We start from the raw sequence: 13,864 nt of genomic DNA on the forward strand, positions 1-13,864 counted from the left end.
AATAACCAGTACAGATCATCGGGTTTCCCTACCGGGCAGGTGCACCTCAACGGTTGGTTCTTCTGCATGCCAATGGCCGCTCCAGGTAACATCCGGCGCGGCCCCCTGACGCGGCTGAATGGCTATGGAGATGGGTCCGAAACTGGTGGGCGCGGGCCCGAAACGGATGGGCCGGTCCTGGTCCAGCCAGCGCTCAGGCACCCCGGCGCAGAGAATCAGCCGGTCACCCTCCTCCCGTACGAAACAGTTCCGAACCATCAGCACCCACTCGGCCGAGGCCCAGACGTGGTGACCGTCGCCCATGCATCCACCCCCGGTGCCGGGATGGATAGCCTCCGGCCACTGACCCGTTGGCGAGGCGAGGCCCGCCACGGAGTCCATCAGGTCAAGATAACGGGCATCGCCGGCCCGAAGCAGTACCTGGGCCACATGCAGGGTGAGGTATGCGTTCAGTCCGGAGTGGATCATATCCTGGTAGAACGCCCCCTTCACAAAACAGTTCTCCAGCAGGAATTCGACACAATCGAGCAACCGGCGATCATCCGGCTGGCAGAGCTGGGTCGGATACCCCATTGCCAGGGACCCGATAGCTCCGGCATCCATCCGTCGATAGGGGGACGCTGGCATGCCAGGGCGTTTGAGCCGGCGTTCACAGCCGGCGAGGCTGCGGTCCACGGTCTGGGTGAATTCCCGGGCCCCGGCCGCAAACATGTCACTGGTGTCCGGATCGTCCGAGGCCAGCAGTTCGGAGGCTGCTCTCAAACCGGCGATACCCCAGAAATCATCCCAGTAATAGTAATCGTTGGGGCCCAAATGTTCGGCACTGAACCCTGCCGGCAACAGCCCGGCATGGGGCTTGTCCAGGGTACCGCTCACGCGTTTCTTCTGGATCCAGTGAGCGCCCTTGCTGACCGGTTCAAACCAGTCGATGGGCATTTTCCGCCCCGTCATCGCGAAAAAGCGCTGCAAAATCCACAGAACTTCGCCGTTGGCATCCCACTCGCCCTCCTGGGACCGGAAATACCCGTTCTTCAGCTGGCGGTCCGGGAACTGGTTCAGGGCGCGCTCGGCACGCTCGGTCATTCCGGCACACAGCAGCGCATGGATAATAAACGCGGCGTCCCGGAACCAGAATCGCTTGTAGGTATAGGGACCGGGGTAGACGTCTTCAGGCGAATGGAGCACCAGCGACCGGATTGCGGCCTCGTACAGAAACTGCCAGGTTTCATCCGGGCACTCCAGCCGGGCGTGGCCCTCCAGTGTTTCGTCCCAGGCTTCCGGGCGCAGACCAGCCACCGGTTCATCTGCCAGGGGCACGGTAACCGTCAGCTTGGCAGCTTTCCCAGCCTGTACCGGAAACAGCGCTGCCGCGGTAACCATACCCACGTCACATACGCCTTCGGTCTGATCTTCCTTGTCCGCCAGATGGATATGAACATCCCCCTGCCGGTAGTCAGAGACGTGGTGGCTGCGAGCCGGCTCACTGAAGAACACCGGCTGTTTGCCCTCCACCCGCCAGGCGTCGCGTTGGTCCGACAGGTTCACCCGGTGAATGAAGGCGACCCCTTCCGGATTGGCGGGGCGCAGCGATAACACCAATGAACCGGAAACGTCAGAGTGCCCCTCCAATTCAAGCTGGCATACCGGTCGGCCATGCTCGATCACGACCCGCGCACGGCTGATCAGCTTCAGCCCCTCCATCTCCGATTCAGTGACCACGCAGGGATTGCTACCGAGCTCCTGCCACTGCCGGCTGACCCGGCAACGAGATGGCAGCAGGCAACGGCCGTCGTCCGCCAGGAGCCAGCCATCCAGGGACCAGCCATCGTACAACGGGGTCAACAGCCCCCGTGGATCCACAACCGGCAAGGCTTCCACATCCGGCTGGCCCACGGCAGTCCAGTTGCGGTTACTCAGGTTGATGTGGGTAATCGAGAAAGCCCGGGGGATGAAGGCAGCGTCTGTGGGGTCAAACTGGCGCTCCACCCAATAGGGCCAGACCCAATCCAGATTGTGCTGGATCACCCGGCTGTTGATCAGGCCTCGGGCATGGAACACCACCCCGGCCCGCAGCAGCTCGATAGGCTCGCCCACTTCCGACGGCTGGGCAAAGCCATGCAGTTTGCCCAGCAGAGCGATCGGGTCGAGAAAACCATGCCGATGGGCCATATGCTTGACCAGATAACGCCAGGGCAACCATTTCATCCAGCTCATGGGGTGTAGTCCTCCTCCGTGGTTTCCGTCTCTATCCGGTAACGGGCCAGTGCCCGGCGGGCCAGCCGATTGAGAAACACCACCGCCAGCACGGTACCGGCAAAACCGGCCCCGTAGATGGTCCATTCCAACGGCGTGCGGGCGCTTTCGCGAGCACCGAGCGTTGACAGATCCGCCGCCAGCGAGCCCAGGTAAACGTTATGCAGGGAAAACGGAATCACGCCAAAGAACGTCCCCACGATAAAGCCACCGAACGAAAAGTTGGTCAGACCAAACAGGAAATTGGAGAGCTTGCCCGGAAAGAACGGGATCAGTCGCGTGAGCAACACGATTTTCCAGCCGTGGGGAGCCATCTCACTACTGACCACTGACAGCCGGGCCCTGCTCCGGATATAGACATGGGCGTGTTCGCCCAGAAAATGACGGGCAATTAGAAACGCGATGGCTGATCCCAGGGTTGTCCCTACTACCACGTAGGTGGTGCCCTGGACCACGCCAAACACAAATCCCGCGCCAGTAGTCAGCAAGACCCCGGGCAGCAGGAGCACCATGGCCAGTGCCATGATGCCGATGAACATCGCCGCCGCCCACATACCTTGACTATCGACCCAGCGCAGCAGCTCAAGCACCTGATGGTGAACGCCGAACGCGTACAGGAGTCCGACTATCGCGCCGACTCCGGCAACGCTGCCCGCCATCCACAGAATCGGAGACTTTTTCCAGTTGCCCATGGCAACACCCTAACGCGCGAGCAGACTGGCGCTCAAAGCCGACTTCATCGGCAACGCCTTACCGTCACTGGTTGCTGAAAATGGCGTGGAGTTTCTGGGTGAGCTCGACGGCCTCGGCCCCCAACGGCGTCAGGTAACCACCATCCTTCTGGCTGATCAGGCCCCGGGCAAACAGATTCTCCGCTGCCCTGACGGTTTCCGCAGACGCAGAATGGGCATGCACCTTGATCCCCTCCTGGGTGGAGCTCGACGGAAACTGGGCCAGAAGATTGAGTTCGGCAAGGTGATCAGCAGAGAATGGCATGGCAATTCCTCGTATTATTGTCGTGACTTCCTCACAGCATAGTCGATTAACACCATGAAGCTTTCCAGAATTCTCAGCAACCGGGACGGGGTCAGCCGCAAGCGAGCCAACGCGCTGATCGCAGCGGGTCGGGTGACTGTAAACGGGACACCCTGCCGGGTTCCGGCCAGGGATGTGGATCGTTTTTCCACGGTCAGAGTCGACGAGGCAATCATCCAGCCCGGCGACACTGCCCACTACCTGATGCTTCACAAACCCGCGGGCTACCTCAGCGCCACCGTGGATGACGTTCACACGACGGTGCTGGATCTCATTGCCCCATCCCTGCGCCAGGAACTGCACATCGCCGGGCGGCTGGACCGAGCCAGTACCGGCTTGCTGATTCTCACCAACGACGGCACCTGGTCGCGTCAGCTGACGGAGCCGAAAATCAAACTGCCGAAGGTGTATCGGGTCGAGACCGCCGACCCTATCAGCCAAGAGACTGCACAATGCTTTGCCGAAGGCATCTGGTTTGAGTTCGAACAGCTGAGGACGTCCCCGGCCACGCTGGAACTGCTCGGGCCGCAGGCAGCGCGAGTAACGATTTACGAGGGCCGCTACCACCAGGTGAAGCGAATGTTTCATGCTGTCGGCAACCGCATTACCTCGCTGCATCGGGAACAAATGGGAGCCATCGAACTGGACGCCGCCCTGGCGCCCGGGGACTCTCGGCCGCTGACAGCCCCGGAGATCGACTCCGTTCGTCCGGCAACGGTTGACCGGCTTCTGGTTCAGAGTTGACCCAGCTCAGGGCCACACCGCCCGCGCTGTTGTGTAATGCACTAAGCTTCCGGAAGGCAACGTACAGACACACGGACGACTCCCCGCCATGGCCAACAACACCTACTATCCGCGACAGCTACGCAATCTGAGCAGCTACCTCTCCGCACTGGTTCAGGGGCGGCTTTGGCTGAAAGTTCTGGTCGGCATGTTCCTGGGGCTTATCGTGGGCACCATACTGGGGCCGTCAGTGGGTCTGGTGGAACCCAATACCGGTACTTTGATCGGGAACTGGCTGGCTTTCCCCGGACAGTTGTTCCTGGCCACCATCCAGATGATTGTCATTCCCCTGGTCATCGCCTCCGTTGTACGAGGCCTGGCCGCCAGCGAGAATCTTGATCAGCTGCGTAAACTGGGGCTGCGAGTCACCGGCTTCTTTGTCATCACCACCGCCATCGCCGCCGCCATTGGCCTCTGGATTGGCAACCTGATGAACCCCGGCAGCATGTTGAAGGGACTGGCCACGCCGGCACCGGCAACAAACGACGTTACTGCGGCGGACATGCCCGGCGTCGACGAACTGCCCGCGACCCTGATCGGCCTGTTGCCGGGCAACCCGCTCGACGCCATGGTCGAAGGTCAGATGCTTCAAGTGGTCATCTTCTCGATTATTGTCGGCATCGCGCTGGTCAGTATGGAACCCCGGAAATCGCGCCCGATGCTCGAACTGCTGGATTCGCTGCAACAGATCTGCATGACCGTGGTGGGCTGGGCCATGAGGCTCGCCCCATTTGCGGTCTTTGGCCTGATGGCGCAACTGACCACCACCATTGGTTTCAATGCCATGCTGGGCATGGCGTCCTACGTTGCCACCGTACTGATGGGCCTGCTCCTGATGCTCGGCGTCTACATGCTGATCCTGAAACTGGTGGCCGGCCAGCCGCCGTTTCGTTTTCTGAAAGACAGCCGGGACGTTCTGCTGCTGGCGTTCTCCACGTCCAGCTCCGCCGCCGTTATGCCGTTATCCATCCGGACCGCGGAGGACAAGCTCGGGGTGCGGCCCTCGGTCTCCCAGTTCGTCATCCCGCTCGGGGCTACCATCAACATGAATGGTACGGCGCTTTACCAGGCCGTTGCGACGGTGTTCCTGGCCCAGGTCTATGGCGTCGACCTCGGCATGGGCAGTATGGCGCTGGTGGTTGCCATGGCCGTGGGCGCCTCCATTGGTTCGCCAGCAACTCCGGGCGTGGGTATCGTCATCCTGGCCATGGTGCTGCAGACCGTCGGTGTACCACCCAGCGGCATCGCGCTGATCATGGGGGTCGATCGGATATCTCGATATGTGTCGTACTGCCATCAACGTTACCGGGGACCTGGTCACCTGCAAGCTGATGGAAAACTGGTCCGGAAAACGCCTGACTCCAGAGCCGCTGACCCAGGAATCCTGACCACGACACAGCGGTCCGCTTTCCGGTAACCTGACCAGACGACACCAAACCGGGAGCTCTCATGACAACTGTTCGCATCGACATCGTTTCCGACATCGCCTGCCCCTGGTGTGCGATCGGATATGCCCGCCTGGAAAAGGCCATGGCGGAACTGAAAGATGAAATGACGTTCAGTATCGAGTGGCACGCATTCGAGCTGAACCCGGACCCCGCCGGGGACGGTGAACCCATCCTTCAGGCCCTGAGCCGGAAGTACGGCCGCAGCCCCGAGGAAATGCAGGCCAATCAGGCCCACATGATGGAAATCGCCAGCGGGCTGGGGCTCAACTTCAGCAAGCTTCAGGAACGGCATACACGCAACACCTTTGATGCCCACCGCCTGGTCAAATGGGCCGGTGAACAGGGCCGGCAAACCGAAATGAAAATGGCCTGCTTCGAGGCCTACTTCGGCCATGCCGAGAATATTGCCAGCCCGGAGGTACTCGTTAAGTGTGCGGAAAGCATTGGTCTGGACGGGGATGAAGCCCGGGCGGTCCTGGCCTCGGATCGCTACGCAACAACCGTGCGCGAAGACGAGGCTCGATACCAACAGGCCGGCGTGTCCGCCGTGCCGGCCTACATCGTCAATCAGAAATACATGATTTCCGGTGCGCAGGAGCCGGACACGCTGGTCGGGGCATTCAGGGAAATCGCCTCGGAACCCTAGGCGCCCGAACGCGTCCGCCAAACTCCTTAAACCGGGATGCTCTGTGCCCGGGCCATTGCGTAGGCAGCTTTTGGTCCGGTCCACAGCGACGGCAAAATGATCAGCGAGACGGGAATCGCCGTCAGCACGATAAACTGCTGCAGTACGCCAATCTGGCCCGCGCCCATATACAGAAGAATCGCTGCCATGATCGCCATGGCTCCACCCCAGAACGCCCTCACCAGGTAGTGCGGTTCATCATGGCCAGCGCCTACGGTGGCAATCGCATAGCTCATGGAATCCCCGGTGGTCGCCACAAAAATGGTGGTCAGCAGGAGGATGGCGGCTGCCATGAACGTCCCCCCCGGTAAAGCCTCTGCCACGGTCAGGGTAGCGACATCGAATGAGAAACCGTTGAGCGCTTCGGTCAGGTCAAAGGTTCCGGCCAGCTGGTTATAGATGCCGGAGCCGCCCAGCAGGGTAAACCAGATCGACGTGGCAATCGGCGCCAGGACGGCAACGGCCAGGATGGTCTGCCGAATGCTGCGGCCACGGGAGATCCGTGCCACAAAGATGGACATGAGCGGCGTATAGCCGATGAACCAGGCAAAGAAGAACACTGTCCACCACTTCATCCACCAATCCGGCGCGGTTTCTGCCGTCACCGTCGACATCGCGAAGAACGAAGACAGGTATTCGCCAGCAGAGGACAGATAGGTATTGGTCAGGAACAGAGTGGGACCGAACACGAAAATCACGGCTGCAATCCCCAGGGCCAGGATAACGTTGAAACGACTCAGCATCTGAATGCCGCGGTGCAAGCCACTCACGGCCGATGCCATGTACAACCCGGCCAGCAACGCCAGGATGGTGAGTTGTGTGGAAAAATCATCCGCAATGCCGAACAGCTCGTGCAGCCCAAAACTCATCTGGGTTGCCAGGAAGCCGATGGGGCCAACGGTCCCGGCCACGACAGCAATCACGCAGAGGGCATCCACCAGGCCGCCAAACCAGCCCGTCATCAGCCGTTCACCGAGTACCGGATAGAGCAGTGTGCGCGGTTGCAGGGGCTTGCCCTGGACATAGTGGGCATGGGCGAGCACCAGCGCCGTCAGTGACCCGAGCACGGCCCAGGCCAGAAAGCCCCAGTGCATGAACGACTGCGCCATAGCCGGAGCCACCGCTGCCGCCGTTCCCGCCTCGGCGCTGGAGACCGGCGGCGATACCACAAAATGGTACACCGGCTCGCCGGCCGCGAAGAAGACACCGCCTCCGGCCAGCAGCGTGCAAAGAATCATCGACATCCAGCGGAAGGTGCTGATTTCCGGCCGGGCCAAGCCGCCGAGCCGGGCAACGCCGGCGCGGCTAAACGCGACAACCAGGGCGATGAAAAAGGTCAGTAACAGGAGCAGCTGGAAAAACGAACCAAGGTATTTGGCGGTCCAGGTAAAGCCGTCACCGATCACGGAGGCCAGGCCCTCGGCATCGTTCAGGGACCAGCCAACGAACAGGAGGATGAATCCAATGGTAAGCACCAGGACGACAGGATCGCCCAGCCGCTGAAGCCCGGAGGCATCTTTGAGGGGAAGCGTTGCACTACTTGAGGACATGAAACTCGCCGGTTATTGAATGGGCCGGGCACCCTACGCAGCGACTAATGAGGTTGCTATCGGTAATTCTACCGAACCGAATCTGAACAGAGCCCCCGAACGACCGCCTCACAGACCTCGTCCTGATTCCGGCCCTCACCGGTCACCGTCAGGTCAGCGTACTGGCAATAGAGTTGATAACGCTCTTCAAACAGCTCGTCAAGGGACTGGTCCGGCCGCCGTGAAATGCCCCGGGCGCTGTGGTCACCGATGCGTTCGATAACCAGAGCCAGGGGAATATCCAGAAACACCACTGTGCCATTCGCCTTGAGGTGATGCATGGCCCTGGCACTGTAGACCGCACTGCCACCTGTGCTGATGATCTGGTGTTGCACATTCAGGTCCAGCAGCACCTGTTCCTCGATGTGCCGAAGCGCCCGGTAACCATCCTGGTCGACGATTTCCTGAAGAGTGCGCCCGGCCTTTTCCTGGATCAGCAGGTCGGTATCGACAAAGCCCATGCCCAGGCGCTTGGCCAACAGAACGCCAACGGTACTCTTGCCGCTGCCCGGCATACCTATCAGGATGAGGTTCTTGGCAGGATCAAGCTTGGGCATCGGAACTCCAAAAAATGACAGGGCTGGCTGTAACAACCGCAGACCGGAACTGTCTGAAGTCTATAATGACTCCCGGGAGGATTTCACCATGTTTCGAGCCGTTGCACTGTCACTCGTTCTGATCGTTTTCTCAGCGCATTCAGTCGCTGCAGAAGACCCGGTTTACACGGGCCTGCTGTCCAACACCGGGGCCGGCGGCTATGACGTGGTGAGCTATTTTGACCCGGGAAAACCGGTCAAAGGCTCGTCCAGTCTCACCTCGGAGTATCTGGGTGTGACCTGGCGGTTTGCCAGCGCCGACAACAAAGCCAGGTTCGACGCCAATCCCGAGGAGTACGTCCCGGCCTATGGCGGTTACTGCGCCTGGGCGGTCAGCCAGGGCTACCTTGCCAAGGGGGATCCTGAACACTGGACGGTACGGGACGGCAGGCTCTACCTGAACTACAACCAGGAAATCCAGGATCGCTGGCTGAAAGACACCGAGAACTTCATTCGACTTGCCAATGAGAACTGGCCGGCAGTACTCGAAAAGTAACAGTTTTCAGACAATTCGTGCGGTTCCATAGCCGGGTTAAAGCCGTATAATCGGGCCAGCAGGGATTGGAGACCGATCTCTGACCATCGACCGACCGGAACTGCACGGACACCGAATGAGATCAGGCCAGACAAACGCTGCCCTTCCCCTCGTCATGCTCGCACTTGCGACCCTGATTCTCGCTGCCTCAACGGTACAGGCAGACGGCGTCAAACGCATCGTGCATCCGGACGGTACCGTCGAGTTCACGAACGTCGGGGAGGCCCAGCCGCGGGCGTCCAGCGGCAACGATACGGTCTATCGCTACAAGGATGACAGCGGCGTGGTTGCCTACAGCAGTATCCGGCCCGCCTCAGCAGACTTCGAGGTCATCCGCTTCCACTGCTACGCCTGTGACCCGGACTCCAACGTCGACTGGCGCAAGACCCCCCTGTTCACCCGGCCCTATAGCAACGAAATCAAGACCGCTGCGCGGGAGTTCGGGGTCGATCCTGCCCTGGTGCGCGCGGTTATCCACGCCGAGTCCGCCTTCAATGAAAAAGCGCTGTCACCGGTGGGGGCACAGGGGCTGATGCAGTTGATGCCGGGCACTGCGAGCGAACTGGGGGTCGAGAACGCGCTGATCGCCGCCGAAAACATCCGCGGCGGGGTGAATTACCTGGCGAAAATGCTGAAGCAATTCAATGGCGATATCCGGCTGGCCACCGCCGCCTACAACGCGGGCCCGGGAGCCGTATCCCGCTACAACGGCATTCCACCCTACGCCGAGACCAAGGCCTACGTGCATCGGGTCGGCATCCTTCATGAGCGCTACGCGGCGCGCTGAGCCCATCGCCGGAGTTCCTGCCAATTTCGATTGACACCTGACCGTCCCCGCGTCTATGACATATAAACACACGTCGACCCGTTGGCGATGTCATGGAATCCTCACGAAAGAACATTTTCGTTTTTGGTTCGGACGACTTTAATCTTTCCCTGATCAGGGCGCTGGATACTGCTGGCCAGTACGAACTCCATTCTCTGTTCAGTTACGGTGAAGTGAAGGGCGGCGATGAGTTTCCGGTAAAGGCACTGTATGAAGGAGCCTTGGCGCGCCTGAACGCCTTTCCTGGCACCGTTGACGCCATCGTCGGCTATTGGGATTTCCCCGTGAGCACGCTGCTTCCTCTGCTGCGCGCCCCTTTTGGCCTGCCGTCACCCAGTTTCGAGTCGGTCCTGAAATGTGAACACAAGTACTGGAGCCGGTTGGAGCAGGCCCGTGTTGTACCCGACCATATTCCCGATTTCTGCGTCGTCGATCCGTTTTCAGAGGATTACCGCCAACAGATCTCTATTCCCTACCCTTTCTGGATCAAGCCGGTCAAGGCAGCCTCTTCCTACCTCGGCTTCAACGTTCACAACGATGCCGACCTCGATCATGCCATTGCACAGACCCGCAGGGGCATCGCCCGATTCTCACAACCGTTCAACTACCTCCTGCAATTCGCCAACCTGCCAGAGGACATTGCCCCCGTTGACGGCAATCACTGCATCGTCGAGAGCATGATATCCGAGGGGCGACAGTGCACACTTGAGGGATACGTCCATGCCGGCGAAATGACAGTCTATGGCAACGTGGACTCCATTCGGGAGGGTAAGCACCACTCAAGCTTCTCACGGTACCAATATCCGTCTTCCATCCCCCACCGGGTTCAGAATCGGATGATTTCCGTCACGGAACAATTCCTCAGCCATATTGATTTCGATAACGGCCCCTTCAACATCGAGTACTACTGGAATCAAAACAGCGACCGGATCTGGTTGCTGGAAATAAATACTCGGATCTCAAAGTCTCATTGCCCCCTTTTTCTAAAGGTGGACGGCGCGTCCCATCACAAAGTGATGGTCGAAACCGCCCTTGGTAGAAAACCTGACTTCCCTCACCGGAAGGGCAGTTTTCGCGTTGCTGCAAAATTCATGTGGCGTGTCTATGGCAATGCCCGGGTAAAAAAGGTGCCCTCCGCAGACCAGATAGCAGCACTCCAAGAGCGCTTCCTCGATGCCGACATACAGCTGCACATCAAACCCGGAATGGCACTGTCTGATCTGAAAGATCAGGACAGCTATAGCTACGAGATTGCCATCATCTATATGGGAGCCGATAGCCAGAAGGAGCTGTTGCAGAAATACCGTGACGTAACCAACGCAACGGGCATAGAGCTTGAGGACCTGCACTCCGGAAGAGGGTACAACCCATGAACATCGTCCAGGATCTCCCCGAAACGGTCCAGCACATTGAAAACGAGTGGATCCCCATGCCCGACGGTGTGCGACTGGCTGCTCGATTGTGGTTGCCGGCGAGCGCGAGTACGAATCCGGTGCCTGCAATTCTCGAATACATCCCCTATCGGAAAAGGGATGGCTCACGCCTGCGCGATGACCAGATGCACCCCTACTTTGCCGGCCATGGCTACGCCTGCATTCGGGTCGACATCCGGGGGAGCGGTGACTCTGAAGGCGTACTGAAGGATGAGTATCTCCAACAGGAACTGGATGACGGCGTATCGATTATGGAGTGGCTTGCCAGCCAACCCTGGTGTAATGGCCGGATCGGCATGATTGGCATCTCCTGGGGCGGCTTCAACGGCCTGCAAATCGCATCCCTGCAGCCTCCCCAGCTCAAGGCCGTGATCAGCGTCTGCTCAACGGATGACCGGTACGCCGACGATGTTCATTACATGGGTGGCTGCCTGCTCGGTGACAATCTGTCCTGGGCCTCCACCATGTTTGCTTACAACTCCCTGCCCCCCGACCCGGAAATCGTGGGCGACCGCTGGCGCGAGATGTGGTTCCAGCGGCTCGAACACAGCGGATTGTGGCTCGAAACCTGGTTGCATCACCAGCATCGGGACGACTACTGGCGCCACGGGTCCATTTGCGAGGATTTCTCGCGGATTGAAGTACCTGTGATGGCGGTCAGTGGCTGGGCGGATGGGTACTCCAATGCTGTGTTCCGGCTGTTGGAAAACCTGCCCGGGAAGCGCATGGGCTTGATCGGCCCCTGGAGCCACAAATACCCGCACATCGGGGTACCGGGACCGGCGATCGGGTTTCTGCAGGAATCCCTGCGCTGGTGGGACACGTGGCTGAAAGGCAAAGAAACCGGCATCATGGACGAACCGATGCTGCGAGCCTGGATGCTGGACAGCATGTCCCCCTCAACGTCCTACCATCAGCGCTACGGGCGGTGGATCAGCGAAGACGCCTGGCCTCCCTCCGACCCGCGGGAACGCACCTACAAATTTGCGCCCTACCGGCTGATCGAAGCCACCGCAACAGCACCCAACGCCGAACTGGCGTTGCAATCGCCCCTGAGCAACGGGTTGTTCGCCGGCAAATGGTGCTCTTACAGCAATACGCCCGACCTGCCCCATGACCAGAGGGAAGAAGATGGGGGAGCCTTGATCTTCACTACCGAACCGCTTGAAGACCCGCTGGAAATCCTTGGCGCTCCAGTGGTGGATCTGGAACTCTCGTCATCACAGCCTGTCGCCATGGTTGCTGTGCGTCTATCCGATGTGCGCCCTGACAACAAGTCGACCAGGGTAAGCTATGGCCTGTTGAACCTGACGCATCGGAACAGCCATGCCAAGCCGTCCGCCCTGAAGTCCGATGAACACTACACCGTCCGCGTGCAATTGAACGGCATCGCCCAGAAATTCCCGCGCGGGAACCGGATTCGTGTCGCCATTTCAACCTCCTACTTCCCTCTCGCCTGGCCACCTCCGGAATCAACCCGGCTGAAAATACATACCGCGGGCTGCCGCCTGACTTTGCCCGCCAGGCCCCCAAGGCGCGAGAGCATTTGCTTTCCGGACGCCGAAATGACCGCCAGCGGAAAAAAACGTCAACTCAGGAAGGGGCATCACGACTGGCGGGTCATCCGGGAACTCGACCGGGATAACTCGACACTGGAAGTCATCAATGACAACGGTCGGTACTACCTGGAGGATGTCGATCTGACGATCGAGCACTGCGTAAGCGAGTGGTACAGCTATCAAGCCGACGATTTTGGCTCGGCCAGAGGGGAAACCCTGACGACGAGGAGCTACCGGCGCGGCGACTGGCGCATCAAAACGGTCACCCGGACGTTGCTGACCTGCGACCAGAGAAACTTTTATCTGGATGCGGAACTGGATGCCTACGAAGGCGAACGCCGGATCTACTCCAGGAACTGGAACCGTGTTATCCGACGCAACCTGGTATAGCCATCAAGGGTTGGGAGGGGCGACGGCCTCAGCCGAGGGCCAGCCAGGCGCCCACCAGCATCATCAGGCTGCCCGCGACACGGTTAACGGTGCGCACGCCACCGCCCTGACGCAGCAGCTTGCGCAAACCGCGGCCACCATGGGCGTACAGCTGCAGGCACAAAAACTCCAGCGACAGGATAATCAGGATGAGCGCCGACAACTGGGGAGCCATCGGCAACTGGCTGTCGATAAACGGGGGTAACAGGGCAACAAAAAATGCCCAGCCCTTGGGATTGGCAATCGCGGTAACGAATCCCTGCATGGCGAGCTGGCCACGGGAGGCCTGCACGGTTTCCAAGTCCTCGCTCTCCGGCATGGCCATTTTCCCCCGGGACAACCACATCTGAATGCCCAGCCACACCAGATAGGCGCCGCCGGCGTACTTGAAGACCGCAAACGCCGTCGGGTACTTGAGCATGAAGGTTGCGACACCGACAGCAGCGGCCGACGCCACAACCGCAACGCCCACCAGCTCGCCAGCCATCATCCAGAGCGCCCGGCGCACACCAATGGTGATACCCATGGAGAGCGCCAGTGTCATGCACATACCGGGGGTAATGGACACCACGAAAAAGGTGGGGATGAAGACCGACAACAGGGACCAGTTCAATGACAACAAGGCGGCGTACTCACACAGTCGATAATTTTTTCAGGATGCGATGGCGCGAGCAACAATAGCAGAACCAGCAG

General features: G+C 59.9%; 13 protein-coding genes. 7 read left to right on the forward strand and 6 right to left on the reverse strand.

From position 1 onward, the window contains the following. Positions 1-15 precede the first annotated feature (15 nt). The 3 genes from K0B93_RS07000 to K0B93_RS07010 form a co-directional block, all read right to left on the reverse strand. Positions 16-2,214 (reverse strand): hypothetical protein, encoded by a 2,199-nt coding sequence (locus K0B93_RS07000; RefSeq protein WP_219866522.1) that lies wholly within the window; start codon positions 2,212-2,214, stop codon positions 16-18. Continuing rightward, positions 2,211-2,945 carry a TVP38/TMEM64 family protein gene (locus tag K0B93_RS07005; RefSeq protein WP_219866523.1) on the reverse strand — a complete coding sequence of 245 codons (735 nt, stop codon included), beginning with the start codon at positions 2,943-2,945 and terminating at the stop codon, positions 2,211-2,213. The genes K0B93_RS07000 and K0B93_RS07005 overlap by 4 nt, the downstream gene beginning before the upstream one ends. Positions 2,946-3,009: 64 nt before the next feature. Next, complete coding sequence (locus tag K0B93_RS07010) at positions 3,010-3,249, reverse strand: TIGR02647 family protein (RefSeq protein WP_219866524.1); 240 nt, start codon at positions 3,247-3,249, stop codon at positions 3,010-3,012. A gap of 54 nt (positions 3,250-3,303) precedes the next feature. Between K0B93_RS07010 and K0B93_RS07015 the strand changes: the two genes are divergently transcribed. The 3 genes from K0B93_RS07015 to K0B93_RS07025 all read left to right on the forward strand — a co-directional run bounded on the left by K0B93_RS07015 (position 3,304) and on the right by K0B93_RS07025 (position 6,165). Beyond that, complete coding sequence (locus K0B93_RS07015; RefSeq protein ID WP_219866525.1) at positions 3,304-4,032, forward strand: pseudouridine synthase; 729 nt, start codon at positions 3,304-3,306, stop codon at positions 4,030-4,032. Positions 4,033-4,120: 88 nt separating this feature from the next. Further along, on the forward strand, positions 4,121-5,488 hold the full coding sequence (locus tag K0B93_RS07020) for a dicarboxylate/amino acid:cation symporter (protein WP_228743323.1): 1,368 nt from the start codon (positions 4,121-4,123) through the stop codon (positions 5,486-5,488). Positions 5,489-5,520: 32 nt separating this feature from the next. Beyond that, positions 5,521-6,165, forward strand: a complete 645-nt coding sequence (locus K0B93_RS07025; RefSeq protein ID WP_219866526.1) for a DsbA family oxidoreductase — start codon at positions 5,521-5,523, stop codon at positions 6,163-6,165. Between the two features lie 26 nt (positions 6,166-6,191). On the opposite strand, the gene K0B93_RS07030 is transcribed toward K0B93_RS07025, so the two are convergent. Both K0B93_RS07030 and K0B93_RS07035 read right to left on the reverse strand, forming a co-directional pair. Continuing rightward, complete coding sequence (locus K0B93_RS07030; protein ID WP_219866527.1) at positions 6,192-7,754, reverse strand: BCCT family transporter; 1,563 nt, start codon at positions 7,752-7,754, stop codon at positions 6,192-6,194. Between the two features lie 68 nt (positions 7,755-7,822). Next, entirely contained in the window at positions 7,823-8,350 is a 528-nt protein-coding gene (locus K0B93_RS07035) for a shikimate kinase (RefSeq protein ID WP_219866528.1), read from the reverse strand. Positions 8,351-8,438: 88 nt separating this feature from the next. On the opposite strand from K0B93_RS07035, the gene K0B93_RS07040 reads away from it, so the two are divergent. The 4 genes from K0B93_RS07040 to K0B93_RS07055 all read left to right on the forward strand — a co-directional run bounded on the left by K0B93_RS07040 (position 8,439) and on the right by K0B93_RS07055 (position 13,132). Next, positions 8,439-8,885 carry a YHS domain-containing (seleno)protein gene (locus tag K0B93_RS07040; RefSeq protein ID WP_219866529.1) on the forward strand — a complete coding sequence of 149 codons (447 nt, stop codon included), beginning with the start codon at positions 8,439-8,441 and terminating at the stop codon, positions 8,883-8,885. A 115-nt stretch (positions 8,886-9,000) separates the two neighbouring features. After that, on the forward strand, positions 9,001-9,711 hold the full coding sequence (locus K0B93_RS07045) for a lytic transglycosylase domain-containing protein (protein ID WP_219866530.1): 711 nt from the start codon (positions 9,001-9,003) through the stop codon (positions 9,709-9,711). A 92-nt stretch (positions 9,712-9,803) separates the two neighbouring features. After that, positions 9,804-11,123, forward strand: a complete 1,320-nt coding sequence (locus tag K0B93_RS07050) for an ATP-grasp domain-containing protein (protein WP_219866531.1) — start codon at positions 9,804-9,806, stop codon at positions 11,121-11,123. Then, positions 11,120-13,132, forward strand: coding sequence for a CocE/NonD family hydrolase (locus K0B93_RS07055; RefSeq protein WP_219866532.1), 2,013 nt, complete (start codon positions 11,120-11,122; stop codon positions 13,130-13,132). Before K0B93_RS07050 ends, K0B93_RS07055 begins: the two co-directional genes overlap by 4 nt. Before the next feature lie 28 nt (positions 13,133-13,160). Here K0B93_RS07055 and K0B93_RS07060 read toward each other — a convergent pair whose 3' ends face one another. After that, the gene (locus K0B93_RS07060) at positions 13,161-13,793 is read right to left on the reverse strand and encodes a LysE family translocator (RefSeq protein ID WP_219866533.1); all 633 of its coding nucleotides are present in this window, start codon (positions 13,791-13,793) and stop codon (positions 13,161-13,163) included. Positions 13,794-13,864: the final 71 nt, after the last annotated feature.

The sequence above is a fragment of the Marinobacter sp. F4218 genome, from assembly GCF_019443085.1.
In the GTDB taxonomy this organism is placed as follows: Bacteria; Pseudomonadota; Gammaproteobacteria; order Pseudomonadales; family Oleiphilaceae; genus Marinobacter; species Marinobacter albus.

Bases quoted from the DNA above. Each gene is read 5' to 3' on its own strand.
- K0B93_RS07000 (WP_219866522.1), bottom strand. From the start codon at position 2,214: ATGAGCTGGATGAAATGGTTGCCCTGGCGTTATCTGGTCAAGCATATG.
- K0B93_RS07015 (WP_219866525.1), top strand. From the start codon at position 3,304: ATGAAGCTTTCCAGAATTCTCAGCAACCGGGACGGGGTCAGCCGCAAG.
- K0B93_RS07035 (WP_219866528.1), bottom strand. From the start codon at position 8,350: ATGCCCAAGCTTGATCCTGCCAAGAACCTCATCCTGATAGGTATGCCG.
- K0B93_RS07040 (WP_219866529.1), top strand. From the start codon at position 8,439: ATGTTTCGAGCCGTTGCACTGTCACTCGTTCTGATCGTTTTCTCAGCG.
- K0B93_RS07055 (WP_219866532.1), top strand. From the start codon at position 11,120: ATGAACATCGTCCAGGATCTCCCCGAAACGGTCCAGCACATTGAAAAC.
- K0B93_RS07010 (WP_219866524.1), bottom strand. From the start codon at position 3,249: ATGCCATTCTCTGCTGATCACCTTGCCGAACTCAATCTTCTGGCCCAG.
- K0B93_RS07025 (WP_219866526.1), top strand. From the start codon at position 5,521: ATGACAACTGTTCGCATCGACATCGTTTCCGACATCGCCTGCCCCTGG.
- K0B93_RS07005 (WP_219866523.1), bottom strand. From the start codon at position 2,945: ATGGGCAACTGGAAAAAGTCTCCGATTCTGTGGATGGCGGGCAGCGTT.
- K0B93_RS07030 (WP_219866527.1), bottom strand. From the start codon at position 7,754: ATGTCCTCAAGTAGTGCAACGCTTCCCCTCAAAGATGCCTCCGGGCTT.
- K0B93_RS07045 (WP_219866530.1), top strand. From the start codon at position 9,001: ATGAGATCAGGCCAGACAAACGCTGCCCTTCCCCTCGTCATGCTCGCA.
- K0B93_RS07050 (WP_219866531.1), top strand. From the start codon at position 9,804: ATGGAATCCTCACGAAAGAACATTTTCGTTTTTGGTTCGGACGACTTT.
- K0B93_RS07020 (WP_228743323.1), top strand. From the start codon at position 4,121: ATGGCCAACAACACCTACTATCCGCGACAGCTACGCAATCTGAGCAGC.